Source organism: Shimia sp. MIT1388 (assembly GCF_047124445.1).
Lineage (GTDB): Bacteria > Pseudomonadota > Alphaproteobacteria > Rhodobacterales > Rhodobacteraceae > Shimia.
This window is the reverse complement of the sequence record NZ_CP138921.1, coordinates 3,973,546-3,996,373: the sequence shown is the minus strand read 5'-3', so window position 1 is coordinate 3,996,373 and position 22,828 is coordinate 3,973,546. Positions and strand designations below refer to the sequence as shown.

General features: G+C 59.0%; 23 protein-coding genes. 9 read left to right on the top strand and 14 right to left on the bottom strand.

What is annotated here, in order from left to right; all coding sequences use genetic code 11:
• Positions 1-60 precede the first annotated feature (60 nt).
• From SIB92_RS19670 to pgsA, 3 genes are read right to left on the bottom strand one after another with little or no spacing between them, the layout of a single operon-like run.
• Positions 61-504: a molybdenum cofactor biosynthesis protein MoaE gene (locus SIB92_RS19670; RefSeq protein ID WP_412553611.1), complete on the bottom strand. Its 444-nt coding sequence runs from the start codon at positions 502-504 to the stop codon at positions 61-63.
• Positions 505-514: 10 nt separating this feature from the next.
• Positions 515-760: a molybdopterin converting factor subunit 1 gene (moaD, locus tag SIB92_RS19665; protein WP_412553610.1), complete on the bottom strand. Its 246-nt coding sequence runs from the start codon at positions 758-760 to the stop codon at positions 515-517.
• Between the two features lie 5 nt (positions 761-765).
• Positions 766-1,425: a CDP-diacylglycerol--glycerol-3-phosphate 3-phosphatidyltransferase gene (gene pgsA / locus SIB92_RS19660; protein ID WP_412553609.1), complete on the bottom strand. Its 660-nt coding sequence runs from the start codon at positions 1,423-1,425 to the stop codon at positions 766-768.
• A gap of 151 nt (positions 1,426-1,576) precedes the next feature.
• Between pgsA and SIB92_RS19655 the strand changes: the two genes are divergently transcribed.
• Entirely contained in the window at positions 1,577-1,906 is a 330-nt protein-coding gene (locus SIB92_RS19655; RefSeq protein ID WP_412553608.1) for a hypothetical protein, read from the top strand.
• A gap of 23 nt (positions 1,907-1,929) precedes the next feature.
• Here SIB92_RS19655 and uvrC read toward each other — a convergent pair whose 3' ends face one another.
• The 7 genes from uvrC to SIB92_RS19620 form a co-directional block, all read right to left on the bottom strand.
• The gene (gene uvrC / locus SIB92_RS19650; RefSeq protein WP_412553607.1) at positions 1,930-3,804 is read right to left on the bottom strand and encodes an excinuclease ABC subunit UvrC; all 1,875 of its coding nucleotides are present in this window, start codon (positions 3,802-3,804) and stop codon (positions 1,930-1,932) included.
• Between the two features lie 361 nt (positions 3,805-4,165).
• The gene (locus tag SIB92_RS19645) at positions 4,166-4,918 is read right to left on the bottom strand and encodes an SDR family oxidoreductase (protein WP_412553606.1); all 753 of its coding nucleotides are present in this window, start codon (positions 4,916-4,918) and stop codon (positions 4,166-4,168) included.
• Positions 4,919-4,935: 17 nt separating this feature from the next.
• Positions 4,936-5,886, bottom strand: a complete 951-nt coding sequence (locus SIB92_RS19640) for a calcium/sodium antiporter (RefSeq protein ID WP_412553605.1) — start codon at positions 5,884-5,886, stop codon at positions 4,936-4,938.
• A 172-nt stretch (positions 5,887-6,058) separates the two neighbouring features.
• Complete coding sequence (locus SIB92_RS19635; protein WP_412553604.1) at positions 6,059-6,856, bottom strand: S49 family peptidase; 798 nt, start codon at positions 6,854-6,856, stop codon at positions 6,059-6,061.
• Positions 6,857-6,971: 115 nt separating this feature from the next.
• Positions 6,972-7,733, bottom strand: coding sequence for an ABC transporter permease (locus SIB92_RS19630; protein ID WP_294117706.1), 762 nt, complete (start codon positions 7,731-7,733; stop codon positions 6,972-6,974).
• The gene (locus SIB92_RS19625) at positions 7,730-8,653 is read right to left on the bottom strand and encodes an ABC transporter ATP-binding protein (RefSeq protein ID WP_412553603.1); all 924 of its coding nucleotides are present in this window, start codon (positions 8,651-8,653) and stop codon (positions 7,730-7,732) included. The genes SIB92_RS19630 and SIB92_RS19625 overlap by 4 nt, the downstream gene beginning before the upstream one ends.
• Positions 8,654-8,817: 164 nt before the next feature.
• The gene (locus tag SIB92_RS19620) at positions 8,818-9,330 is read right to left on the bottom strand and encodes a CoxG family protein (RefSeq protein WP_412553602.1); all 513 of its coding nucleotides are present in this window, start codon (positions 9,328-9,330) and stop codon (positions 8,818-8,820) included.
• 204 nt (positions 9,331-9,534) lie between these two features.
• Here SIB92_RS19620 and SIB92_RS19615 point away from each other — a divergent pair, with 204 nt between their 5' ends.
• The 4 genes from SIB92_RS19615 (at position 9,535) to SIB92_RS19600 (ending at position 13,095) form a co-directional block, all read left to right on the top strand.
• Positions 9,535-10,542, top strand: coding sequence for an adenylate/guanylate cyclase domain-containing protein (locus tag SIB92_RS19615; protein WP_412553601.1), 1,008 nt, complete (start codon positions 9,535-9,537; stop codon positions 10,540-10,542).
• A 199-nt stretch (positions 10,543-10,741) separates the two neighbouring features.
• Positions 10,742-11,224 carry a MaoC family dehydratase gene (locus SIB92_RS19610; RefSeq protein WP_412553600.1) on the top strand — a complete coding sequence of 161 codons (483 nt, stop codon included), beginning with the start codon at positions 10,742-10,744 and terminating at the stop codon, positions 11,222-11,224.
• Between the two features lie 75 nt (positions 11,225-11,299).
• Entirely contained in the window at positions 11,300-12,502 is a 1,203-nt protein-coding gene (locus tag SIB92_RS19605) for an acetyl-CoA C-acyltransferase (RefSeq protein ID WP_412553599.1), read from the top strand.
• A gap of 137 nt (positions 12,503-12,639) precedes the next feature.
• Complete coding sequence (locus SIB92_RS19600) at positions 12,640-13,095, top strand: YHS domain-containing (seleno)protein (protein WP_412553598.1); 456 nt, start codon at positions 12,640-12,642, stop codon at positions 13,093-13,095.
• A 50-nt stretch (positions 13,096-13,145) separates the two neighbouring features.
• Here the strand turns inward: SIB92_RS19600 and SIB92_RS19595 are convergent, their stop codons facing one another.
• From SIB92_RS19595 to SIB92_RS19585, 3 genes are read right to left on the bottom strand one after another with little or no spacing between them, the layout of a single operon-like run.
• Positions 13,146-14,216 (bottom strand): acyl-CoA dehydrogenase family protein, encoded by a 1,071-nt coding sequence (locus SIB92_RS19595; RefSeq protein WP_412553597.1) that lies wholly within the window; start codon positions 14,214-14,216, stop codon positions 13,146-13,148.
• 1 nt (position 14,217) lies between these two features.
• Positions 14,218-15,405, bottom strand: coding sequence for an acyl-CoA dehydrogenase family protein (locus tag SIB92_RS19590; protein ID WP_412553596.1), 1,188 nt, complete (start codon positions 15,403-15,405; stop codon positions 14,218-14,220).
• A gap of 4 nt (positions 15,406-15,409) precedes the next feature.
• Positions 15,410-17,494: a 3-hydroxyacyl-CoA dehydrogenase NAD-binding domain-containing protein gene (locus SIB92_RS19585; protein ID WP_412553595.1), complete on the bottom strand. Its 2,085-nt coding sequence runs from the start codon at positions 17,492-17,494 to the stop codon at positions 15,410-15,412.
• A 191-nt stretch (positions 17,495-17,685) separates the two neighbouring features.
• Here SIB92_RS19585 and SIB92_RS19580 point away from each other — a divergent pair, with 191 nt between their 5' ends.
• The 4 genes from SIB92_RS19580 to SIB92_RS19565 all read left to right on the top strand — a co-directional run bounded on the left by SIB92_RS19580 (position 17,686) and on the right by SIB92_RS19565 (position 21,881).
• Entirely contained in the window at positions 17,686-19,338 is a 1,653-nt protein-coding gene (locus SIB92_RS19580; RefSeq protein ID WP_412553594.1) for a long-chain-fatty-acid--CoA ligase, read from the top strand.
• A gap of 165 nt (positions 19,339-19,503) precedes the next feature.
• Positions 19,504-20,328, top strand: a complete 825-nt coding sequence (locus tag SIB92_RS19575) for an IclR family transcriptional regulator (protein WP_412553593.1) — start codon at positions 19,504-19,506, stop codon at positions 20,326-20,328.
• Between the two features lie 64 nt (positions 20,329-20,392).
• Positions 20,393-21,199, top strand: coding sequence for a phytanoyl-CoA dioxygenase family protein (locus SIB92_RS19570; protein ID WP_412553592.1), 807 nt, complete (start codon positions 20,393-20,395; stop codon positions 21,197-21,199).
• Between the two features lie 88 nt (positions 21,200-21,287).
• On the top strand, positions 21,288-21,881 hold the full coding sequence (locus tag SIB92_RS19565) for a hypothetical protein (protein ID WP_412553591.1): 594 nt from the start codon (positions 21,288-21,290) through the stop codon (positions 21,879-21,881).
• 30 nt (positions 21,882-21,911) lie between these two features.
• Here SIB92_RS19565 and SIB92_RS19560 read toward each other — a convergent pair whose 3' ends face one another.
• Positions 21,912-22,781, bottom strand: a complete 870-nt coding sequence (locus SIB92_RS19560) for a heparin lyase I family protein (RefSeq protein WP_412553590.1) — start codon at positions 22,779-22,781, stop codon at positions 21,912-21,914.
• Positions 22,782-22,828: the final 47 nt, after the last annotated feature.

Sequence of the window (22,828 nt, the reverse complement as noted above, 5' to 3'; positions counted from 1 at the left end):
CGATACCGACAAAATACCGACGCCCCAAACGGACCAAACCTGCCGGTTAACGCAGCTGCATCACCAGCGGCTCAGCGCGTCCTCGTCTTCGTCTTTCGCGGCGACCCACTCGGCCCCATCCGCGGTGTATTCTTTCTTCCAGAACGGCGCGCGGGACTTCAGGTAATCCATCAAGTATTCCGCCGCTTCAAAGGCATTCACCCGATGGCGTGAGGCTGTGGCGACCATCATGATCATATCACCCTGACGCAGCTCGCCATGGCGATGGATGACCAAAACATCGCCAAGATCCCAACGACTTACGGCCTCCTCGGCAATCTTCTCCAGCGCCTTCTGGGTCATGCCGGGATAGTGCTCAATGACCATCCGATCCATGCCGCCTTTGTCGGCATCGCGCACCACACCGGTAAAGGTGACGATCGCGCCCATATTGCTGTGCCCGGTCGCAAAATCCTGCGCCTCGCGGCCAAAATCAAACGGCTCTTCCTGAACAACGACGCGCATGGGAAACCTCTTAACCGCCTGTCATTGGGGGGAAAAACGCCACTTCACGCACACCGTCCAGCGATGCGTCAAAGTCGGTCAATTCCTGATCCACCGCCACACGCAAGGCGCTCAAATCCGAAAAGGCCACCTCATACCGCTCTTCGCGTGTTTTCAGTTCTTCCACCAACTGCATCACCGTTGTGGCGTTGGTCTCGACCTTTTCTTTCGGGATACCAATGCGCTCCCGCACCCAAGCAAAATAGAGAACATCCATTGCGATCAATCCTTTAGATGCGGCTTCGCCTTGTTGAAGTAGTCAATGCCCGTGATAGCGGTCAGCACCGCTGCAATCCACAGCAACCAAAGTCCAACCTGCCCGGACCAGACCATACCGCTGTGCTTCCAACGCAGCCCCTGTAGGTCTTCCACCTCGCCCAGCATCACCTGATCAACAAGCTCTTGATCCATGCCCCAGGCCGACATGCCGAGGTAATGCTCAAACACGCCCTGGCCAAAAAGGAACGCAATCGCAACCATTTGCGTCGCCGTTTTCCATTTCGCCAACTTGGTCACTTTCAGCGTTCCGGCAGTGTCCCCAAGAAACTCCCGCAGGCCCGACACAAACACTTCGCGGAACAGGATCACTGTGGCCGGCAGTACAAGCCATGGCGACATGGAGCTATAGCCTACGATGACCATCAGCGCGATCACCACCATCGCCTTATCGGCAATCGGGTCCATCATCGCACCCAGCTTGGTTTCCTGCTTCCACAACCGCGCCAGATAACCGTCAAACCAATCGGTCACTGCGGCGACCAAAAACAGCATCAGCGCAAACCAATCCGCGTAAGGCCTTTCAAAATAAAGAAACATCACAGCAACCATCGGGGCTGCAAACAGGCGCATCACAGAAAGGATGTTGGGAATGGTCCAGGTCATGCCCCTGACTTAGCCTGTCTCCCGCGTCAGGGGAAGCGCGTTTGTGACGCGGTGTCGCAACCATGGCCCAGAGCCCACAAATCTGTGCTACACTCAACCGAGGCAGAGCGGGCAAGACCCTCGGGCGCACATCGTCAGAGGAGATGCCCTTATGCAACCTGTTGTATTGCTTGTTGGAAAACTGCCTAACGTGATTGGCGCCGTGCCGCGCCAGCTGGACCACCTGCCCATACAGTGGCTGGGCGCCCATGACCACGGCGAAGTCATCCGCCAACTGGACACCGAACCGCGCATTTGCTGCGTTATAATGGGCGCCAGTATGGATGACGACACGCGCGGCGACTTGATTGGCCTGATCGCCACCCGCCGCCCGGATCTGTCAATCCACCTCAAAGACCGCGCCTCTGGGCCTGATGGCATGGTTGGGTTTGTCGAGCAGATAGTCGAAAACCTCGTACTGCGCGGCAAAGTGCCCGCTTAGGCAACACCCACCGCGCGCAAGGTTTAACTTCCTTCGTGGAAAAAGTCGTAGATTGTCTCCGCCAGCTTGTCAGAGACGCCCTCCACGGCTTTCAAATCCGCCAGGTTGGCCCGGCTTACGGCTTTTGCGCTGCCAAAATGCGCCAACAAAGCCCGCTTACGTGTCGCGCCCACGCCCGGTACGTCATCCAGCGGCGTGGCCCCCACCGCTTTGGCGCGTTTCGCGCGGTGCGTGCCAATCGCAAACCTGTGCGCCTCATCACGCAGACGTTGGATGAAGTACAACACCGGATCATTCCGGCGCAGCGCCATTACGCTTTTGCCCACGCGGTGGAACTCCTCTTTGCCATGGTCACGGTCCACCCCTTTGGCCACGCCCACCATCGGCACATCCTCAACGCCGTACTCTTCCATGATCTCGCGCACCGCACTCACCTGCCCGGCACCGCCATCGATCAGCAACAGATCCGGCCACATACCTTTGTCACGATCCGGATCTTCTTTCAGCAACCGTTTGAACCGCCGCGTCAGCACCTCTTTCATCATGCCAAAGTCATCCCCCGGCGTGAGGTCATCCCCTTTGATGTTGAACTTGCGATAGCTGTTTTTCATGAAACCGTCCGGCCCGGCCACAATCATGCCGCCCACCGCGTTGGTGCCCTGAATATGGCTGTTGTCGTAAACCTCGATCCGCTCCGGCGGCCCGTCCAGGTCAAAGGCTTCCGCGACACCGGCCAACAGCTTCGCCTGCGTCGCCGTCTCGCTCATCTTGCGCGCCAGGCTTTCCCGCGCATTCCGCGCCGCGCCCGCCACAAGCTCCGCCTTCTCGCCCCGCTGGGGCACGGTGATCTCGACCTTGCGTCCAGCCTTGGACCCCAGCGCCTCCGCCATCAGCTCCGCATTTTCAATTGGATGGGACAGGATCAATTGCCGCGGCGGCTCCTTGCCGTCATAGAACTGCCCTATGAAGGCCTCCAACACCTCGGCCGCCTCCACGTCCACGCCCACACGCGGATAGAAATCCCGGTTGCCCCAGTTCTGATGCGCACGGATGAAGAAGACCTGCACACAGGCCTGCCCCTTCTCCAAATGCAGCGCAATCACATCAGCCTCGGCCACGCCGCGCGGGTTGATCCCCTGCGCCGTCTGCACAGAGGTCAGCGCCCGAATACGATCCCGCAATGCCGCCGCCTTCTCAAACTCCATCGCATCAGACGCCGCCTGCATCTGCTTTGCCAAAGTCTCCTGAATTTGCGTCGACCGCCCGGACAAGAAGCGCTCCGCATCGCGCACACTTTCGGCGTAGTCGCTTTCCGAAATCCGCCCCACACAAGGCCCAGAGCAGCGCTTGATCTGATACAACAAACACGGCCGCGTCCGGCTCTCAAACTGCGCATCCGAACAATTGCGCAGCAAAAACACCTTCTGCAATTGGCTCAACGTACGGGTGACTGCGCCCGCATTGGCAAACGGTCCGTAGTAGTTGCCCTTTTCCTTCTTGGCCCCGCGATGTTTCTTGATCTGCGGAAAGCCATGCGCCCGGCTGACCAGAATATTGGGGAAGCTTTTGTCATCGCGCAGCAGCACGTTGTACTTGGGCTTCAGCTGCTTGATCAGATTTTGTTCCAGCAGCAGCGCCTCGGTTTCCGTCTTGGTGGTCAGAAACATCATCGAGCAGGTTTCGGAGATCATCCGCGCAATCCGCCCTGAATGTCCCGCTGGCCGCGCATAATTTGACACCCGCGCCCGCAAGTTTCGCGCCTTGCCCACGTACAACACCCGCGCCTGCGCATCGAGCATGCGATAGACACCGGGCGATCCGTCCAGTGTTTTAAGGTAGCTTTGTATACATTCGTGTCCCGTCGGGCCGTCAGGACTTACATGGCTGTCAGAGGTCATGCGTTCTCAAATATGATTCTTTTGGTCGGGCTGCAATCTTGACGGGCCGGACGCAAGCGTAAACAAATCCACGGAAGTTGTGGATAAGTCTGAAGATATCTTTTGCCCTCACGCGGATTTCCCTTGTTTTTGGCTGCTTTCGGCGCATTGCCTAAAAATTAAGCACAAAAATAACCCATTGATTTCAAACGAAAGTTTTTTATCCACATCTCAAATTGTTGAAATCATTAAGAAAAAGTAAAATTTATGTAACGGGACTGTGACCGGTGCAAAACTTATCTCTGATATGCGTTTTTCGCCGCAAAACGCCGACGTTGTTACCGCAATCAACCAACCCTGTGACAAAGCTTGTTTCGGCCCGTCACCACGTCAAATGCTGGCCGCCATCCACGCAAATCGCCTGCCCGGTCACCGCTTTGGCATCCAACAGATAGCCCAAAGCCGCCGCAATATCGTCCGCGCCGACACCCCGACCAAGCACTGTGCCAGCCCGCTCGGCGGCAAAATCCGCGGCCTCCTGGTGCGCCCCTTGCAGTGTTGGCCCCGGCGCGATGCCATTCACGCGGATATGCGGCGCCAATCCCTGCGCGGCGGTCTGGGTCAGCGCCCAAAGCCCCATCTTTGCCAATGTGTAGGTCGAGAACTCCGGCGTCAGATTTCGGATGCGCTGGTCGAGCATGTTCACCACCAGCCCTGCCGCGACCGGCTCGCCCTGTGCATCTTCCGCTGCCGCAAGCCCCTGTGCCGCCATCAACTGCGTCAACACATAAGGCGCCCGCAGGTTGCTCTCCATATGGCGATCCCAACCCTCTCTGGTTGAAGACTGCACCCTGTCATCCTCAAAGATAGACGCGTTGTTGATCAGACAAGTAATCGGCCCACCCAGTGCCGCAACACTTTCGGCAAACAACGCTTTGGTCTGCACCTCATCCAGAAGGTCTGCCTGCACCGCAACGGCGGACTGCCCACAGGCCTCAATCGCCGCCACGGTGTCCGAAGCCCCTTCATCAGAGGTCGCATAGTGCACCGCCACGTCATAACCACGCCGCGCCAGAGCCACGGCCATCGCCTGCCCAAGCCGCTGTCCGGCGCCAGTTACCAATGCCCGCGCCATATCAGCCTCCGCTTAAATTAGGTCAGGGTTATCAAGATGTAAGCTAGATAGAGTACGGTGAGAATGACACCCCAGATGCGTGTGATGTCTCTTTTCAGGAAAACAAATGGGATCAGGATCAGGGACGCGCCCAACATCACCCAGAAATCAAACTCAAAGAAGTCCGGGTCCACGCGGATCGGGTGAATGATCGAGGTGATGCCAATGATGGCCAACAGGTTGAACATGTTGGAGCCAATCACGTTGCCCAGCGCCACGTCCGCCTGACGGCGCAGCGCCGCCATCACGGTGGTGGCCAGTTCTGGCAGAGAGGTCCCAAGCGCGATCAGAGTCAGGCCAATCACCGTGTCGCTCACTCCATACCGACGCGCAATGATCTCTGCATTGTCCACCATCAAGTCTGCGCCCAATGGCAGGCCAATCAGGCCCAAAAGCAGGAAGACAATGATGCGCCACCACGGCATATCCGGGTCCGCGCCTTCCACCTCTTCCTCGTCCATCTCCATGGCCGCTTCGGCCTTCTTGTGACACCGCGCCTGGTAGAAGGCGCTGCCCAGCACCAACGCCAGCGCGCCCAACAGAACCAAACCATTGCCAAAGCGGAAGAAGCCGTCCGCAGCCAGGGCAATGAACAGCACCGAGGCGGCAATCATCATCACAAAGTTGCGCTTGGAATTGCAGTGGCTGGTGTGGATCGGCGCCAGAATGGCCGGAATACCCAGAACCAACAGGATATTGGCGATGTTGGAGCCAACAACGTTACCGATCGCAATGCCCGGCGCGTTCTTCAACGCAGCCTGGATAGAGATCAACAGTTCAGGCGCAGAGGTGCCAAAGGCTACAATTGTCAAAGAGACAATCAACGCCGGAATCCCGATCCGCAGCGACAGGTTCACCGCGCCACGTACCAGCGCGTCCCCAGCCAATAGCAGGATCACCAAACCCAGCGATACCAGCAACCATTCCATGTTCTACCCCATGCCCTTGCCGCAGGGGCAGGGCCCCTTGCCAATTTTGTACCGCCCGCACTTGGGGCATTTCTTTGATTGCAACTGCTTCTGGCCCGGAAACCGGAGTTTGCCAAACATCGCGAGCACCGCCATGCCGACCAGAAACAGAGAGACAATCTTTACCAGCACGTCAGAGCCCAAACCGCGCGAATTGCGCCCGCTCTTCAATACCTGCAACCGCATCCTGGGCGAGTGAAGCCCCAAAACGCTGCCACACCGACCGTTTGATGCCATAGCGGCGCAGCTTCACTTTGTCCCCGAAGCGCGCCTTCAAAACCGGCACCAAATGTCCAATTTCGTCGATCAGACCAACCTCTTTGGCCTGAGACCCGATCCAGATTTCTCCGGTGAACAGGTCATCATTGTCCGCAAGTTTCTCGCCCCGCCGTGATTGCACATGAGCGATGAAATTCTGGTGAATTTGTTCCAGCATCCGCTTTAGCCGAGCCACGTCTTCGGCCTTTTCCGGCTGAAACGGGTCGAGCATCGATTTGCTTTTTCCAGCGGTATAAACCCGCCGCTCAAATCCTTGGCGCGACAGGAACACGTTGGCGCCGAAGCCTGCTGAAATCACGCCAATGGAGCCCACAACCGAGCTTTCATCCGCGTAGATCTCATCCGCCGCCGCTGCGAGCCAATAGCCACCAGATGCGGCCACATCCTCCACAAAGGCAATTACAGGAACGTCTTTTTCCTCAGAAAGCCGCCGGATGCGGCTGCCAATCAGCGCACTTTGCACCGGGCTACCACCTGGAGAATTGATCTCAAGCGCCACCGCCGCAGGCTTGCCTTTGGCAAAGGCTTTTTCCAGCAACGGCGCCAATGTGGCATCGTTCAATTGTCCACGGCCGCCCGCGGCAATCATGCCTTGCAGACGCACCACCGCCACTGTTGGCGCTTTTTTGGCAAAAGGGTTCAAGCGTTTCATCCCATGGCATGTAGAACGCGCATGGTCGTTTCACAAGGTAAGCACCTCAGGAAAGCGATGTTTGTGATCAAAAATCCTGATGTGACGCGAGTCTCCTCGCGTCACTGCACACACTTTATGCCCGAATGCGCCAACCGGTTTTGAAGATCCACCAGATGATGCCCATGCACAGGGCAGTGAAGCCGAAGATCGCCAACAGGCTCAGCCCCACAGGCACATCTGCGGTGCCAAAGAAGGACCAGCGGAAGCCGGAAATCAGATACACAACAGGGTTAAACAGAGTGATTTTCTGCCAGATCGGCGGCAGCATGGAGATCGAATAAAACGAGCCGCCAAGGAATACGAGCGGTGTCACCACCAGCAGCGGGATCAGCTGCAACTGCTCAAAGTTGCCCGCCCAGACCCCGATGATGAACCCAAACAGCGAGAAGCTCACGCAGGTCAGCACCAAAAACAGGATCATCGCCCAAGGGTGCGTCACCGGCACATCGACAAACATCGACGCGGTGGCCAAAATCACCACGCCAATGAACAGTGCTTTGGTTGCAGCAGCGCCAACAAAGCCCAGCACAATCTCAAAGAAACTCACCGGCGCGCTCAACAGCTCGTAGATCGTGCCAATGAACTTCGGGAAGTAGATGCCAAAGGACGCGTTGGAGAGCGCCTGCGTCATCACCGACAGCATGATCAGCCCCGGCACGATAAACGCCCCGTAGCTCACACCTTCAACCTGATCGATCCGGCTGCCAATCGCGGCGCCAAACACCACAAAATACAGCGACGTGGAAATCACCGGAGAAATGAAACTCTGCGCAATCGTGCGGAAGAACCGCACCATCTCGGAGTAGTAGATTGCCCATACAGCCGTGAAATTCATGCCGCGCCCTCCTTCACCAGCCCGACAAAGATGTCCTCAAGGCTCGACTGTTCCGTCTGAATGTCTTTGAGCTGCAAGCCAGCCGCGCTGATCTCGCCCAATAGGCGGGTGATCCCGGTGCTCTCCCCGCTAGTGTCATAGTGATAGCGCAGCGCATTGCCGCCCTCGGCTATCTCCAAATTATAGCTCGCGAGGCTCTCCGGCACACTCTCCACCGGCGCTTGCAGATCAACCTGCAGGGTCTTCTGCCCCAACCGCTGCATCAGCGCCGCCTTCTCTTCCACCAGCAGCAACTCACCACCGTTGATCACGCCCACACGATCGGCAATCGCCTCGGCCTCTTCGATGTAGTGCGTGGTCAGAATGATGGTCACGCCCTGCTCTTTGAGCTTGGCGACCACATCCCACATGTCCTTGCGCAGCTCCACGTCCACGCCTGCCGTCGGCTCATCCAGAAACAACACCCGCGGTTCATGGCTCAGCGCCTTGGCAATCAACACCCGCCGCTTCATACCGCCGGACAGCATCATGATCCGCGCGTCTTTCTTGTCCCACAGCGACAGCTGCTTCAGGATCTCTTCGATCTTGGCCGGATTGGCCTTCTTACCAAACAACCCGCGCGAATAGGTGACCACATCGATCACCTTGTTGAACGGCTCCAGGTTGATCTCCTGCGGCACCAGCCCAATCATCGACCGCGCCGCGCGGTAATCCTTGACCACGTCGTGCCCACCCACGGACACCGAGCCTGCACTCGGATTGGTGATCCCGCAAATGGTGGAAATCAATGTGGTTTTGCCCGCGCCATTTGGCCCCAGAAGCGCGAGAATTTCGCCTTCCTTGATGCCCAAGGTCACGCCTTTGAGCGCCTCAAACCCACCTGCGTAGGTTTTGCGCAAATCTTTTATGTCTACAATCACCGCCGGCTCCCTCTTCCGGTCTGCACCTTTTTAAGCGCGCCACCCTAGCAGGTGGCTGGTCCGCGCCAAGTGCACAAATTTTCAGAGGGATATGTGCACCACCGCACGGCTCTACAAGCCCGGTGATGCAATCTGCTTCACATGCAAAGGAATTATCGCGAGGCTCAGCCGCCCGTCATCCGCTTCAGCAGGCTCTTTTTGGGGGCGTCTTCCGCCGCCTCTTCACCCTCTTCCGCAGGCCCTTCCAGAGAGGTCTGCAGATTGGTGAAAAACTGATCCGCCATTTTCTTGGCAAAGCCGTCAATCAACCGGCTTCCCAGCTGTGCCAGCTTGCCACCCACTTTGGCGTCCACTTCATAGCTCAGCAGCGTACCCGTTTCACTCGGAGCCAGCGTCACATCCGCACCGCCTTTGGCAAACCCTGCCGCGCCACCTTTGCCTTCACCGGTCAGGGTCAGGCTCTCACCCTCCACCATATTGGACAGCACAACCTTGCCTTTGAAGGTCGCCTTCACCGGCCCAACCTTCTGCACCACAGTGGCCTCAAAACCGTCCTCTGCGTTACCGGTCACCTCTTTTGCACCGGGCACACAATTGAGCAGGCTGTCCGCGCTCAACAAAGCCGCCCAGACGTCTGCCACCGGGGCCGCGATTTCGCGTTGATCACTCATATGCATGGCAGTTCTCCTCCTGTCCGCGTGTGTCGCCAACCTAGGCAGATGCGCAAACCGCTGCAAGCACACCAAGGTCGTAGCAGGCCGCAACCGCGACACCCTTTCTCAAAAATGGGACACAAACATGTGTATACTGGGGTTGATCCTCTGCGGTGAACCACCATATCACGACCACATAAGTTAATCGAATTAACATAAGAGTTTCCGATGCCCTCCGACATCCAAAGAAAGCTGACAACCATTCTTGCAGCAGACGCCGCCGGCTACAGCCGTGTGATGGAGTTGAACGAGGAAGAAGGCCTGCGCGCCCTCAAAGCGGCACGGGGCGTGTTCAAAAAATTCATCGCCCGCCATCATGGCCGTGTGGCCAATACCGCAGGCGATGGGCTGATCGCCGAATTTCCCTCTGTGGTCGAAGCGGTGCAATGCGCCATCGAGGTGCAACGCGAGCTCGGCGATCAGCAGCAAGACCCTGACATGGCACTTAATTTCCGCATTGGCATTCACCTTGGCGATGTGATGGTAGATGGCGAGGACCTGCTGGGCGAAGGCGTCAACCTCGCCGCGCGCCTGCAAACCATGGCCGAGCCGGGCGGCATTTTGCTCTCTCAGCAGGTGTACGATCAGGTGCGTGGCAAACTCACCGTTGGCTTTGACTACATCGGTGAACGCCATCCCAAAAACTTCTCCGAAGGCGTGCAGGTCTACTGCGTTGCCAACATGGCAAACGCCTATCCGAAGATGCAGATCCCGGAGCCAGAGCGCGCTACTCCCAAAGCAACGCCAGAAAGCGCCGCGCCCTTCACGGCCAAAGCCAGCTCTTGGCCGGACGATGAGTTTGACGAGGTCCTCAACAAAGAGCGCCCCCAAACCGCCCCGTCTGGTGCAAGGGACGACGACGCCGAAGCGGCGCTGCAGACGCGTGGCAAACAATTTGCCCTGATCTTTGGCGCGTTGTGTGTGATCGACATGATCTCCGGGCACGGCCTCTGGGCGCATTGGCCCGGCCTCGCCCTTCTCACAGCCTGGCTGTTCCAAGCGGCTCCCCTTTGGGCCAACACCCGGTTTAGCCCCGCCATGCTCCGTGGCGCGGTGGTGGTCGCAGCCCTGGTGCTCATCAATCTCTTTTCCTGGGATGGATATTTCTGGGCCATCTGGCCGGCGGGTGCCCTGGGGTTTGTTGCACTGATGCGCCGGACCCGCAAACGCACCTAAGCCTCCCAAACAACTCAAGCGATGCTCCTTTTCCGATGTTTCGGAGCACAGCCTTTGGCGTGCCGAACCACATATTCCGCAATGCAGAATTAACTTCCGCATATTGACAGATCGCTCCGAATCCCGTCTCCTAGTCACAAGTGAAACTAAATTTCGCATTGCGGAATACCTTAACAAACAAGGGTTGGGAGCCGGTCACATGATTTCTAGAATTCTCAAACTCGAAGACGGTGTGGGCTGCGAATTTGGCCTCTCCAAATGGGTCAAAATCGATCAAGCCATGATCGACGCTTTCGCCAAGGCCACCGGCGAAGCGCAAACCATCCACACCGATCCGGACGCCGCCAAGGACACACCTTATGGCACCACCGTGGCCCCCGGCTTCCTGACGCTCTCCCTGCTCAGCCAGATGATCGCCGATGCCGTGCCGCGCACAGAGGCCGAAAGCACCGGCATCAACTACGGCTTTGACCGGGTGCGCTTTGTCGCTCCCGTCAAAGCAGGCGCCGAAATTCGCGGGCGCTTCACGTTGGCAAAATACTCCGAACCACAGCCAGGCGTGATCGAGATGCAGTGGAATGTGACCGTCGAAATCAAAGGCGAGGACAAACCGGCGCTGGTGGCGCAATGGAAAAACCTGCGCTTTGAACAGGGTGTCGAGACCTACGCACAGGCCAGCTAAGGTCGCAAAACGCACCGCCGCAAAACAGCCGCGATACAGACGCAAAACCGACGTGAAAAATCAGGACATTTAGACATGCGCGACGCCCTCATTGTCTCCACCGCCCGCACCCCAATTGGCAAAGCCTACCGCGGTGCATTCAACAACACCCAGCCACAAGAACTGATCGGTCATGCGGTGTCTCACGCGGTCTCCCGCGCTGGGTTGGAAGGCCACGAAGTTGAAGACTGCATCATCGGCGCCGCGCTTCAGCAAGGCGCCACCGGCGGCAACATCGCCCGTCAAGCCGTGGTCCGTGCGGGCTTGCCAGTGACGGTCGCAGGCATGTCACTCGACCGCCAATGTGCGTCGGGCATGATGGCCATCGCCACGGCGGCCAAACAGGTCGTGCATGACGGCATGGACGTGGCCATTGGCGGCGGCGTGGAGTCCATCTCCCTGGTGCAAAACGATAAAATGCGCATGGACCGCCGCGTGGACCCGTGGATCAAGGAACACAAACCGGCGCTCTACATGTCCATGCTGGAAACCGCCGAGATCGTCGCCGCCCGCTACGGTGTGACCCGTGAAGATCAAGACGCCTACGCGCTGCAATCCCAACAACGCACTGCAGCCGCACAGGACGCGGGCAAGTTTGACGATGAGATTGTGCCATTGACCTCCACCATGGGCGTGATGGACAAAGAAACCAAAGAGGTGTCCTTTCAAGAGGTTACGCTTGAAAAGGACGAGGGCAACCGCCCCGCCACCACCTTGGAAAACCTGCGAGGCTTGAACCCCGTGTTCAAAGACGGTCAACAGGTCAATGAAGGTCAATTCATCACCGCCGGCAACGCTTCCCAGCTTTCGGACGGCGCCTCCGCCTCGGTGATCATGGAAGCCAAAATGGCCGAAAAACAAGGCCTTGAGCCGCTGGGGCGCTACGTGGGCGTGACGGCCGCCGGATTAGAGCCGGACGAAATGGGCATCGGCCCGATCCATGCTGTGCCTAAGCTGCTCAAGGCCCACGGCCTGACAATGGACGACATCGGCCTTTGGGAACTCAACGAAGCCTTCGCCTGTCAGGTGCTGCACTCCGCCCGCGTGTTGGGCATCCCACACGAGATCCTAAACGTCAACGGCGGCGCCATTTCCATCGGCCACCCCTACGGCATGTCCGGCGCACGGATGGTTGGCCACGCGCTGATCGAAGGCAAGCGCCGCGGTGCCAAATACGTCGTCTGCACCATGTGCGTTGGTGGCGGCATGGGCGCGGCAGGCCTCTTTGAGGTTCTCTAACCTCCTACACTAGAACAACAAAAGGCGGTCCAATGTGGCCGCCTTTCTCATTCTGACACAGAGTTCACCTCTTGGTGACCTGGGGTCCAAAGCCAAACTTGCACGGCTATATTGCTTCCAACATAGGAGGAACAACCATGCTCACACGCCGCGCCGCACTTGGCCTTTTTGCCACCGCCCCACTTGCCTACGCGCTCACCCCACAGCGCGCTTTGGCCCGCGAACCGGAGGTGTTCCAAAACCCCATCGCCATCAACGGCTACGACCCGGTGGCCTATTTCACAGAGCAAAAACCAGTCGAAGGCTCCGCCGCCAATCTGGTCGACTGGAACGGTGCGACCTGGCGCTTTGCCTCCGCGCAAAACGCGGCCAAATTCCAAGCCAATCCAGAGACTTACGCGCCGCGTTTCGGGGGCTACTGCGCCTATGCCGCGTCCAAAGGCTACCTCGCGCCGACCATCCCTGAAGCCTGGACCATCCACGAGGACGTGCTCTATCTCAACGCCAACCTTCGCGCGCAGGAGCTCTGGCGTCAGGACATTCCCGGTAACATCACCAAAGGCCTCGCCAACTGGCCGGGCATCTTGGGCTAACAAAAAAGGCGCGCCACCTCGGGCGCGCCTTTTCTTTACGGGTCAACAGCTTAAGCCGCGTAGCCCTTCATCACCTGGCTCAGGTGGTAATCCGTGTCGCCCAATTGCGCGTCGAGCATGATCAACCGTTTGGCATAGTGGCTCACCGCATATTCCCAGGTCATGGCGATCCCGCCATGCATCTGAATGCTCTCTTCCGCCACCAATCGCGCCGCGCGACCAATCATGTTTTTGGCCATCGAAGCATATTTGGACGCATCAGCCCCACCCAGCTCCGCCGCCGCCTTGATCGTGATAGACCGCGCCTGTTCAATCTCGGTCAACATGTCCACCGCACGGTGCTGCAACACCTGGAATTTGCCAATCGGAGTACCAAACTGCTTGCGCTGTTTGAGGTAGTCCACCGTGGTGGCATGGGTCACTTCCATCGCGCCCACAGCCTCCGCACACAAGGCAACAATGCCTGCGTTTACAGCGTCTTGCAGAGCTGCCTCTGCGTCCGCCAAAACCAACGTGGCGGGCGTGTCATCCAGCAGCACTTCCGCCGCGCCGCCGCCATCCATCATGCCGTAGCCGGTCACATTGGCGTCGCTTGCGTTGACCGCAAAGACACCCAAACCGTCGCCATGTTTGGCCGCAACCAACACCACATCCGCAACTTGCCCGCCATAGACGGTGGACTTGCGCCCTGACAGGGTGAACCCGTCCCCTTTGGCCGTGGCCACGGTGGCGATCTGGTCCAGTTCATAAGGCGCATCGATCTCGGTGATGCCCACCGCATATCTGGTGGCCCCGGTCAGTAACGCCTCCTGATCCGCGTCGGCGGCGGCCAGCAATCGAGACGCCATCAGCGCGCCCAAAACAGGCTCCGGACACAACGCCTCGCCAAGTGCCTCAAACACAACGGAAATATCAAATCCGCCGCCGCCCATGCCGCCGGCATCCTCAGGCGCCAGCGCATAAAGCGCGCCCAGTTCCACCAACTGATCCCAAAGCGCAGGATCATGATAAGGCGCGTCATAGGCCACTTTGATCCGATGCTCGACCGGGTATTGCTCGCCCAGAAACCGCCCCAACGTGTCCGCCAACATCTGGCGATCTTCGGTCAGATTAAAGTCCATCTCAAAGCTCCAGCATGGTTTTGGTCACGATATTGCGCTGGATCTCGTTGGACCCACCGAAGATCGAGGTTTTGCGGTTGTTGAAATACCGCGCCGCGTTGTGCTCGGTATCCGCCGGGCCAAACATCAGGTTGCCCTCGGTGACGTGGCCGGGGAACGGCGCCGCCGCTGGCCCCAAGGCCCGTCGCGCGAGGTCTTTGAGCTCCTGATTGATCACCGTGCCTTTGATTTTGAGCAAAGACGTCTCCGGCCCCGGCGCACCCTGCTCCTGTGCCTTGAACAACATGCGCAGGTTGGTGATTTTCATCGCTTCAAGATCAATCTCCGCCTGCGCAATCCGCGCGGCAAAGAGCGGGTCTTCGATCAACGGCTTGCCCCCGCGCATTGTGCTGCGCGCAATCGCCTTCACCTCTTCCAAGGCCTGCATCGAGAAGCCCACCCCGGCAATCCCCGTACGCTCATGGGTCAGCAGAAACTTGGCAATGGTCCAGCCTTTGTTCTCTTCCCCCACAAGGTTACCAATCGGCACCCGCACATCGGTGAAGAACACCTCGTTCACCTCATGCCCACCCTCGATCAGCTTGATCGGGCGCACTTCAATGCCCGGCGTCGCCATATCCACAAGGATAAAGCTGATGCCTTCCTGCTTCTTGGCGTCCGGATCCGTGCGACACAGGCAGAAAATCCAATCAGCATGTTGGCCCAAGGTGGTCCAGGTCTTCTGCCCGTTGATGACCCATTCGTCACCATCCCGCTCGGCCTTGGTCTTAAGCGAGGCCAAATCCGACCCGGCGCCCGGCTCGGAATAGCCCTGACACCACCAATCGGTGCCGTCCAAAATGCGCGGCAGGTAATGCGCCTGCTGGTCTTTGGAGCCAAATTTGATCAGCACCGGCCCCAGCATATTCAGTCCAAAAGGCACAATCCTTGGCGCATAAGCGCGACTGCATTCTTCCTCAAAGATATGCTTCTGCACCGGGCTCCACCCCGGCCCACCAAACTCTTTGGGCCAGATCGTCGCCAACCAACCGCGCGTGTTCAGAATGGCGTGCCATTCTTCCATCATCGCCTTGGTCAGCTCCCCGCCGGAGCGCACTGCGCTGGAAATCTCCTCTGGCAAACGCTCCGCCAGAAACGCCCGCACCTCATCGCGAAACGCCAAGTCTTCTTTAGAATAACTCAGGTCCATGGCGTCACTTCCCTTTGTTCAAATCGGCAAACGTCGTGCCATCCTCGGCCATTTTCCGAAGCAACGCAGGCACTTGCCAGTAATGCGCATCCTCTTGGGCATAAGCCTCAATCCGCTTCACCAGCTCCGCCGCACCAATCGTGTCCGCATAATGCAGCGGCCCGCCGCGAAAACGCGGGAAGCCATATCCCATGAGGAATACCACATCGACATCCACCGGCCGCAGCGCGATGCCATCTTCAACCACCCGCGCGGCCTCCGAAATCATCGCGGTCATGTAACGGTCGACAATCTCCGCGTCGCTGAAGTCACGTGGCGTGATGCCGGCCTTGGCACGCTCTTCGTCAATGATGGCGTTCAGGTCCGGGTTCTCCAGAGTCTGCCGTCCTTCATAGACAAAGTAGCCTTTGCCGGTCTTGCGCCCGTTCCACTCGTTTTCGCTCAACCGATCCGCAATCGCACCGCTGTAGCGCTCCTCTGCAGGGCGGGTTGCCTCGCGCCGTTTGCGGGTCATGTAACCGATGTCCAAACCGGCCAGATCGCCGACGCGGTGTGGCCCCATGGCAAAGCCAAAGCCTTCCAGCGCCTTGTCCACCTGATCGGGATGCGCCCCATCCAGCACCAAATAGCTCGCGGTTTTCAGGTAGTGTCCAAGAATACGGTTGCCGATAAACCCGTCACACACACCGGCCCGCACAGCCACTTTGCGCATCTTCTTGGCCAGAGCAAAGCCCGTCGCTACAACCTCTGGCGCGGTCTTCGCACCCACAACCACTTCCAGCAATTTCATAATATGCGCCGGGGAGAAGAAGTGCAGCCCCAACACATCCTGCGGCCGCTTGGTCATCGCCGCGATCTCATCCACATCGAGGTAAGACGTGTTGGACGCCAGCACCGCGCCTACTTTGCAGATGGCATCCAGCTTTGTGAAGATCTCCTTCTTGATCTCCATCTTCTCAAACACCGCCTCAATCACCAGATCGACTTCCGCAAGGCTCTCCATCTCGGTCGAGGCTGTCAGGTTCGCCAGTGCCGCATCGCGCTTTTCCTGGCTCATCTTGCCGCGTTTCACCGCACCATCCAGATTGCCAGTGATCGTCGCAACGCCACGATCCAGGCCTTCCTGCGACACTTCGATCAGCGTCACCGGCAGCCCAGCCATCAAAGCCGAGGTCGAAATGCCGGATCCCATGGTCCCGCCACCAATCACCCCTACGCTGGCGATATCCCGCGGCCGCGCTTTCTTCTCCGGAATGTTTGCGACAGCGCGCTCGCCAAAGAATGCATGGATCAGGCCTTTGGACTGCGGCGAGGGCAGACACTCCATGAACCGCGCTCGCTCAAATGCCAGACCGTCTTGGAAATCCCCGGTCGAGGCCGCCACGCACTCCACGCATTTCTGCGGCGAGATCAGATGCGGATGCTTCTTCTGCACCGCAGCCATCGTGGCCTCAATCGCCGCGTCGTCCGGCGTTGTGGTCAACTCCCCGGTCCGGCGCGTTGCCAGCCTGTCTGCCACAACATCCTTCGCCGCCGCCAAAGCCACATCGCGCGGCTCACCTTCGTCGATGCGATCCACAAGCCCCATCTTCAGCGCGTCTTTTGCAGGCACATGGCGACCCGACAGGATCAAGTCCAACGCATTGGAAATGCCCGCCAGCCGCGGCGCGCGCTGAGTGCCACCGGCGCCCGGCAGGATCCCCAAAAGCACCTCTGGCAAACCCACCTTCGCCGTCGGCACAGCCACCCGCGCATGACAGCCCATCGCGGTTTCCAGCCCACCGCCCAGCGCCGTGCCATGGATCACCGCCACAATCGGCGTGTCATTGTCCTCAAGAATGTTGCAAACCTCAGGCAAACCCGGCTCCAGCGGCGGTTTGCCAAATTCGGTGATGTCCGCCCCGGCAATGAACGTCCGCCCCGCGCAGTAAAGACCAATTGCTTTCGCGGACCCCGCCGCCTTGATCTCTTCCAAAGCATCGACAATCCCCTGCCGCACCGCCACGCCGCTGGCGTTCACCGGCGGGTTGTCAATGCAGATCAGCGCCACATCTTCCACAAATTCCACGGTGACCTTTTTCTCGCCCATCGTGAGCCTCCCTCGCATCTACATGTTGCCGCCAGTCTACGGCGGCTTCCGCCACGCGAAAATCTGTTTCGCGGCCTTCCTGCAAAAAACGACGCGACGACACTTGCGCAAAATTTCCCGCTGAAATCCCGCAAAGCCACGCTAGGCTGGCTCACGCCCCGCGCGGACATGCAAGATCAAAGGACGGCACAATGCCCCACCCAAACGCCCGCATCCCGGATTTCTGGCCCACTGGCAAAGACTGGACCTTTGACCGGCCAGATCAGCCGATTGATGTCTGCATGGATGAGGCCGTGACCAAATGGGGCGACAACATCGCCGTGACCTACAATGGCGCTGACTACACTTACCGTGACATCGCCGCCCGGGTGGACGCACTGGCTGGCTATTTGCAACACGTCGGCCTGACCAAAGGCGACCGGGTGCTGCTCTACACCCAAAATTGCCCGCAATACATCATCAGCTTCTTTGCCATCCTGCGCGCGGGCGGCGCTGTGGTGCCAGTGAACCCGATGAACAAGCAGGCCGAGATCGACTATCTCGTCGCGGACACCGGCGCCAAAATTGCAATTTGCGCCTTGGAGCTCTCGGAGCACATTTTGCCTGCCCTCAAGCGCGGCGACCTGGCCACGCTGATCGGCACCCGCATGACCGACATGGGGCAGACCGACTTTGACCTGATCCCACCCAATCTGGCGCAGGCCATGTCCGAGCAAGACGCCGAAACCCTCGGCATCACCGGCTTCCAATCGACCTTAGACGCAGGTCATGTCCCAGCGCCCCGCGACACCACAAGCGACGACCTCGCTGTCATCCCCTGCAGCTCCGGCACCACCGGCCAGCCCAAAGGCTGCATGCATACACATCGCACCTTTCTGGCCTCCCTCTACGCCAGCGTGATCTGGAACCCGCCGCATGAGGACACCGTGCATCTCGCCGCGCTGCCTTTCTTTCACGTGACCGGCATGGTTGGCGGCATGTGCGCCCCGATCCTGACCGGCGGGCGCAACGTGATCCTGCCGCGCTGGTCTTCCAAACTGGCCGCAGGCCTGATCCAACGCTACAAAATTTCCCGCTGGCGCTCGATTGCGACCATGGCGATTGATCTGGTGAACGACCCGGATTTTGACAGCTACGACCTCTCCACGCTGGAGATGATCGGCGGCGGCGGCGCGGCCATGCCCGACGCCATTGCCAAACGGCTCAAAGACATGACCGGGCTAGACTACATCGAAGGTTACGGACTTTCCGAAACCATGGCCGCCACCCACATCAATCCCATCGACGCCCCCAAACGCCAATGCCTCGGCCAGCCCATTTATGAGGTCGACAGCCGTGTGCTGGAAATCGGCGGTGACACAGAACTGCCGCATGGCGAAGTTGGTGAAATTGTCATGCACGCCCCGCAGAATTTCACCGGCTACTGGCAGCGCCCCGAGGCGACCGCAGAAGCTTTTGTCGAAATCGACGGCGTGCCGTTTTTCCGCTCCGGCGACATCGGGTATCGTGACGCAGACGGCTATTTCTTCATGGTCGACCGCGTCAAACGCATGGTCAACGCCGCAGGCTTCAAAGTCTGGCCCGCCGAAATTGAGATGCTGATGCTGCATCATCCAGACATTGCCGAATGCTGCGTGGTCGGCGCCAAAGACGACCGGCGCGGCGAATGTGTGAAAGCCTTTGTCGTGCCCCAAACCGAGGCCCGCGACACACTCACCGAGGACGCCATCATCACATGGTGCAAAACCCAGATGAGCGCCTACAAGTGCCCCACCATCGTGGAGTTCATCGACGCGTTGCCGAAATCCGGCGTCGGCAAGGTCTTGTGGAAAGAGCTCTCATGACGCATAGAAAATTCCACCATGCGGAAATAGATGCCTACCCATGAGCATAGACTTGCCTTCCTTTGCCCGGCACCGCCGGGCTGCGCCTGCCTGCCCCTCGGCAGGCGCATTCTGCGCCCACCCAGGCAGGCGCAGCCCCCAATTGTACTGCCGCGAGCTCCCCCAATGAGAAAACGCACGTCCGTCGCCAGCGACGCCCAAGCTCCCGAAACAGACCGCCAGTTTGTAACCGCCCTGTCGCGCGGATTGGATGTGTTGCGCTGCTTTCGCCCCCGCGATCGCGCGGGTCTGTCCAATCGCGACATTGCCGAACGTACCGGCCTGCCCAACTCCACTATCTCGCGCCTAACCTACACGCTCTTGCAAACCGGCTACCTACTCTATGATGAGCAAACCGGCCGCTATCGCATTGGCGTTCCAGCCCTCAGCCTTGGCTTTGCCTGTTTGGGGTCCATGCCGCTTCGCGATGCCGCCAAAGACCCCATGCAACGCCTCGCTGATTACGCGGGCGACGGCGTGCAAGTGGCCCTTGGAGCGCGTGACGATCACACTGTGACCTACCTCGCCTGTGCCCGTGCCGACCACGGCATGATGTCGCTGCAACTTGGCGTCGGCTCGCGCATCTCTCTGGCCCGCTCCGCCATGGGCCGCGCCTACATCGCGGGCTGCAAACCCGAGGAACGCGCTGAAATCCTTGAAGCTTTAGCAGACCACCACGGCCCGGAGCGGTGGCCAGCTATTCTTGACGGCATCAATGCCGCCGCGGCGCAGATCGCGGAAAAAGGCTTCTACGTGAACTACGGCGACTGGCACGAAGGCGTGCACTCGGTCGCGGTGCCTTTGCCCATGGACAGCGACGCCGCGCCTGACATGGCCCTCAACCTCGGTGGCCCTGCGCCCTTCCTGACCAGAGACCGCATGGAAAATGACCTTGGCCCACGCCTGCTTGAGATCGCCAACGCCCTACGTCTGCATGCGACCCAGATCTAAAACCGCTTGACGCTTTCCCGATTGCGCCGCACCGTGCCGGTCGCACTATTGGGGAGGCATCATCATGGTCACGATCACAGCCAAGGACATCGACACCTACCAGGCGGACGGCGTTGTCCTGATCCGCGGGTTATTTGCCGATCACGTCGAGACCCTGCGCAAAGGTGTCGAACGCAATCTGGCAGAGCCCGGCCCTTATGCCTCCAATAACGAAAAAGCAGGCCAGACCGGCCGCTTCTTTGACGACTATTGCAACTGGCAGCGCATCTCTGAGTTCCAAGAGGTCATCGAAACCTCCGCTGCCGCCGAGGTCGCCGCGCAGCTGATGCAGTCGCAAACCGTGCAGATGTTCCACGACCACGTCTTGGTAAAGGAACCCGGCACCTCCATGGCCACGCCCTGGCACACCGATGGGCCGTATTATTTCGTCGAAGGCCAGCAAACCATCAGCTTCTGGTCGCCCCTTGATCCGGTGAAAGACGCCACCCTGCGCATGGTGGCGGGCAGTCACAAATGGGAAAAACCGGTTCTCCCCACCCGCTGGGTCAGCGAGGAGAGTTTCTTTCCTAACAAAGACGACTACATGCCGATCCCTGATCCCGACGCCGAAGGCATGCGCGTCTTGGAATGGGAGATGGAACCCGGCGACGCAGTGGCTTTCAACTACCACATCCTGCATGGCGCGCGAGGTAACACCGCCACCCAACGCCGCCGCGCCTTTTCCCTGCGCCTTCTTGGGGATGATGCCCGCTATGTGGACCGCCCCGGCCCCACGTCTCCCCCCTTCCCGGGCCACGACATGACACAAGGCCAAACGCTGCGCGAGGACTGGTTCCCGATGCTGTGGCCCCGCGCCTCAAAACAACCCTAGGCAAAGGCACGCAAAACTCTATTCTCGTCAAAGGTTTGTCAGGGTTTCTCTGCAACCCTGCCGCCTGACAACATAGGAACGCGCTTTTATGAACCTCTTTGCCGCTGGCCTTCTGGCCTTCACCGCCAACACCTCTGCGCCCGCGCAAGCCCCTACAACCACCAGCGCACCGCCCCCCGCCCCCACTGTTGTGGACAGCGGATACTGGAGCTACGGCTCCTGGCAGGTGGTCGCGGAAACCATCGACACCGGCGAAGACCTGCGCCGCACCTGCACCGCCTTCACCGGTGGCGACGGCAACCCCACCCTGAGCGTGGAAATCAGCAACGGAGACGCCGGTCCCCCCCACTTCTTTCCAAGCGTCGAAGTGCGCGAAAGCGCCTTTCGCGGCTATCCCACCGTGATGCAGGACGGCCAGGCCATCTACATCCGCTTTGATGATGAAGACAGCATGGACGCTGTGGTCACCAGCTTCTTCGACGAAGAGGGCTTTGCCCAAGCCACCTTCCGTTTTGACCACCCAGACAGCCAATGGGTGCTGCGCGCCATGCGCAAGAACGGCCAACTCGACACGGTTGTGGGCGGGCAGGTCTTCGCCACCTTTTTCTTGGACGGCTTCACCGCGTCCTATGTGAAAGCCATGGACGAATGTGGCTTCACCGGCGCGGGCGTCGTGGACTGATCCCCTAAGTGGCGCGCCCTGTCGCGCAGTTCAGTCCACGGGCGGCACGCCGCGCTGTTCCAATAGCTTGACGTCAACATCTTCCCTGCGGCTGCCAAAACGCATCTCATCGTAATAGATCACATGCGTCGGTAGGCGTACGCCCCAGTCATACTCAAATGGCGTCGGCGACGGGCTGCGAGATTTCCCGCCCTCATGTGTTTGCGCATAGGCTTTTACTTCCGGCGGGGTGCGGCCTTTTTGAGCCAGATACCGGCTGACAAAACTGTTGTAGATGCCATACTTCAACCCAAGCTTCGGTGTCTTGCGGGCAAACTCTGCTGGCATGAAAGGGGTCTTCAACTGGCACAACAACTTGTCATCTTTGAACAGCTGAAAATAGACCGGCTGCCCGCTGTGGCCGTAGTGGGCAAAAACAACCAGATCGACCCATCGCCCCTTCCAGGACCCAAGCGCACCCAAGCTACATGTGCGCCCGTCCGCAAACTTGATGTACGGACGATCGTTAAACGTCAGCCACCACATCGGCGTCGACCAGCCCTCTGCCTTTACTTGTCCCAATGTGGTGTTCGCTTTTCCAAGGCTTACAAAGTCTGACGGGATCAGGATCGAGTACCCATACCAAACTCCTTTTCCGGGTTTGGACATACTGTTTTTGGGGTGTTCTTTCATCTCAACGCGCTGGCGGTCCGTGGTGCAGTCATTCCAGCCACTGGATTTACCACAATCCCCGTGACGGATTTCAAACCGCTGGGCTTTAGCACCTCGGCGGGTGGGCTGTTTCACATGGCCAAAGCGATATTTGCCGCGAAACGACAAATCTTCGAGTTTCACTTTCTTCTCGATGGAGTTGCGTAACGGTTTCTCTTTGGCGGAAACGCCACCCCCAAAAACCATCATTCCGCACACCAATGCAGTCAAAAACCGTTTCATAAAATCACCTCTGT

What these genes read in the sequence shown, in the direction of transcription:
- SIB92_RS19640 (WP_412553605.1), bottom strand. Translation starts at nt 5,886, where the DNA reads ATGGAATGGTTGCTGGTATCGCTGGGTTTGGTGATCCTGCTATTGGCT.
- SIB92_RS19620 (WP_412553602.1), bottom strand. Translation starts at nt 9,330, where the DNA reads ATGCATATGAGTGATCAACGCGAAATCGCGGCCCCGGTGGCAGACGTC.
- SIB92_RS19595 (WP_412553597.1), bottom strand. Translation starts at nt 14,216, where the DNA reads ATGGACTTTAATCTGACCGAAGATCGCCAGATGTTGGCGGACACGTTG.
- SIB92_RS19635 (WP_412553604.1), bottom strand. Translation starts at nt 6,856, where the DNA reads ATGAAACGCTTGAACCCTTTTGCCAAAAAAGCGCCAACAGTGGCGGTG.
- SIB92_RS19655 (WP_412553608.1), top strand. Translation starts at nt 1,577, where the DNA reads ATGCAACCTGTTGTATTGCTTGTTGGAAAACTGCCTAACGTGATTGGC.
- SIB92_RS19645 (WP_412553606.1), bottom strand. Translation starts at nt 4,918, where the DNA reads ATGGCGCGGGCATTGGTAACTGGCGCCGGACAGCGGCTTGGGCAGGCG.
- SIB92_RS19615 (WP_412553601.1), top strand. Translation starts at nt 9,535, where the DNA reads ATGCCCTCCGACATCCAAAGAAAGCTGACAACCATTCTTGCAGCAGAC.
- SIB92_RS19560 (WP_412553590.1), bottom strand. Translation starts at nt 22,781, where the DNA reads ATGATGGTTTTTGGGGGTGGCGTTTCCGCCAAAGAGAAACCGTTACGC.
- SIB92_RS19590 (WP_412553596.1), bottom strand. Translation starts at nt 15,405, where the DNA reads ATGGACCTGAGTTATTCTAAAGAAGACTTGGCGTTTCGCGATGAGGTG.
- SIB92_RS19575 (WP_412553593.1), top strand. Translation starts at nt 19,504, where the DNA reads ATGAGAAAACGCACGTCCGTCGCCAGCGACGCCCAAGCTCCCGAAACA.
- SIB92_RS19605 (WP_412553599.1), top strand. Translation starts at nt 11,300, where the DNA reads ATGCGCGACGCCCTCATTGTCTCCACCGCCCGCACCCCAATTGGCAAA.
- pgsA (WP_412553609.1), bottom strand. Translation starts at nt 1,425, where the DNA reads ATGACCTGGACCATTCCCAACATCCTTTCTGTGATGCGCCTGTTTGCA.
- SIB92_RS19610 (WP_412553600.1), top strand. Translation starts at nt 10,742, where the DNA reads ATGATTTCTAGAATTCTCAAACTCGAAGACGGTGTGGGCTGCGAATTT.
- SIB92_RS19670 (WP_412553611.1), bottom strand. Translation starts at nt 504, where the DNA reads ATGCGCGTCGTTGTTCAGGAAGAGCCGTTTGATTTTGGCCGCGAGGCG.
- uvrC (WP_412553607.1), bottom strand. Translation starts at nt 3,804, where the DNA reads ATGACCTCTGACAGCCATGTAAGTCCTGACGGCCCGACGGGACACGAA.
- SIB92_RS19600 (WP_412553598.1), top strand. Translation starts at nt 12,640, where the DNA reads ATGCTCACACGCCGCGCCGCACTTGGCCTTTTTGCCACCGCCCCACTT.
- SIB92_RS19580 (WP_412553594.1), top strand. Translation starts at nt 17,686, where the DNA reads ATGCCCCACCCAAACGCCCGCATCCCGGATTTCTGGCCCACTGGCAAA.
- SIB92_RS19585 (WP_412553595.1), bottom strand. Translation starts at nt 17,494, where the DNA reads ATGGGCGAGAAAAAGGTCACCGTGGAATTTGTGGAAGATGTGGCGCTG.
- SIB92_RS19565 (WP_412553591.1), top strand. Translation starts at nt 21,288, where the DNA reads ATGAACCTCTTTGCCGCTGGCCTTCTGGCCTTCACCGCCAACACCTCT.
- SIB92_RS19570 (WP_412553592.1), top strand. Translation starts at nt 20,393, where the DNA reads ATGGTCACGATCACAGCCAAGGACATCGACACCTACCAGGCGGACGGC.
- moaD (WP_412553610.1), bottom strand. Translation starts at nt 760, where the DNA reads ATGGATGTTCTCTATTTTGCTTGGGTGCGGGAGCGCATTGGTATCCCG.
- SIB92_RS19630 (WP_294117706.1), bottom strand. Translation starts at nt 7,733, where the DNA reads ATGAATTTCACGGCTGTATGGGCAATCTACTACTCCGAGATGGTGCGG.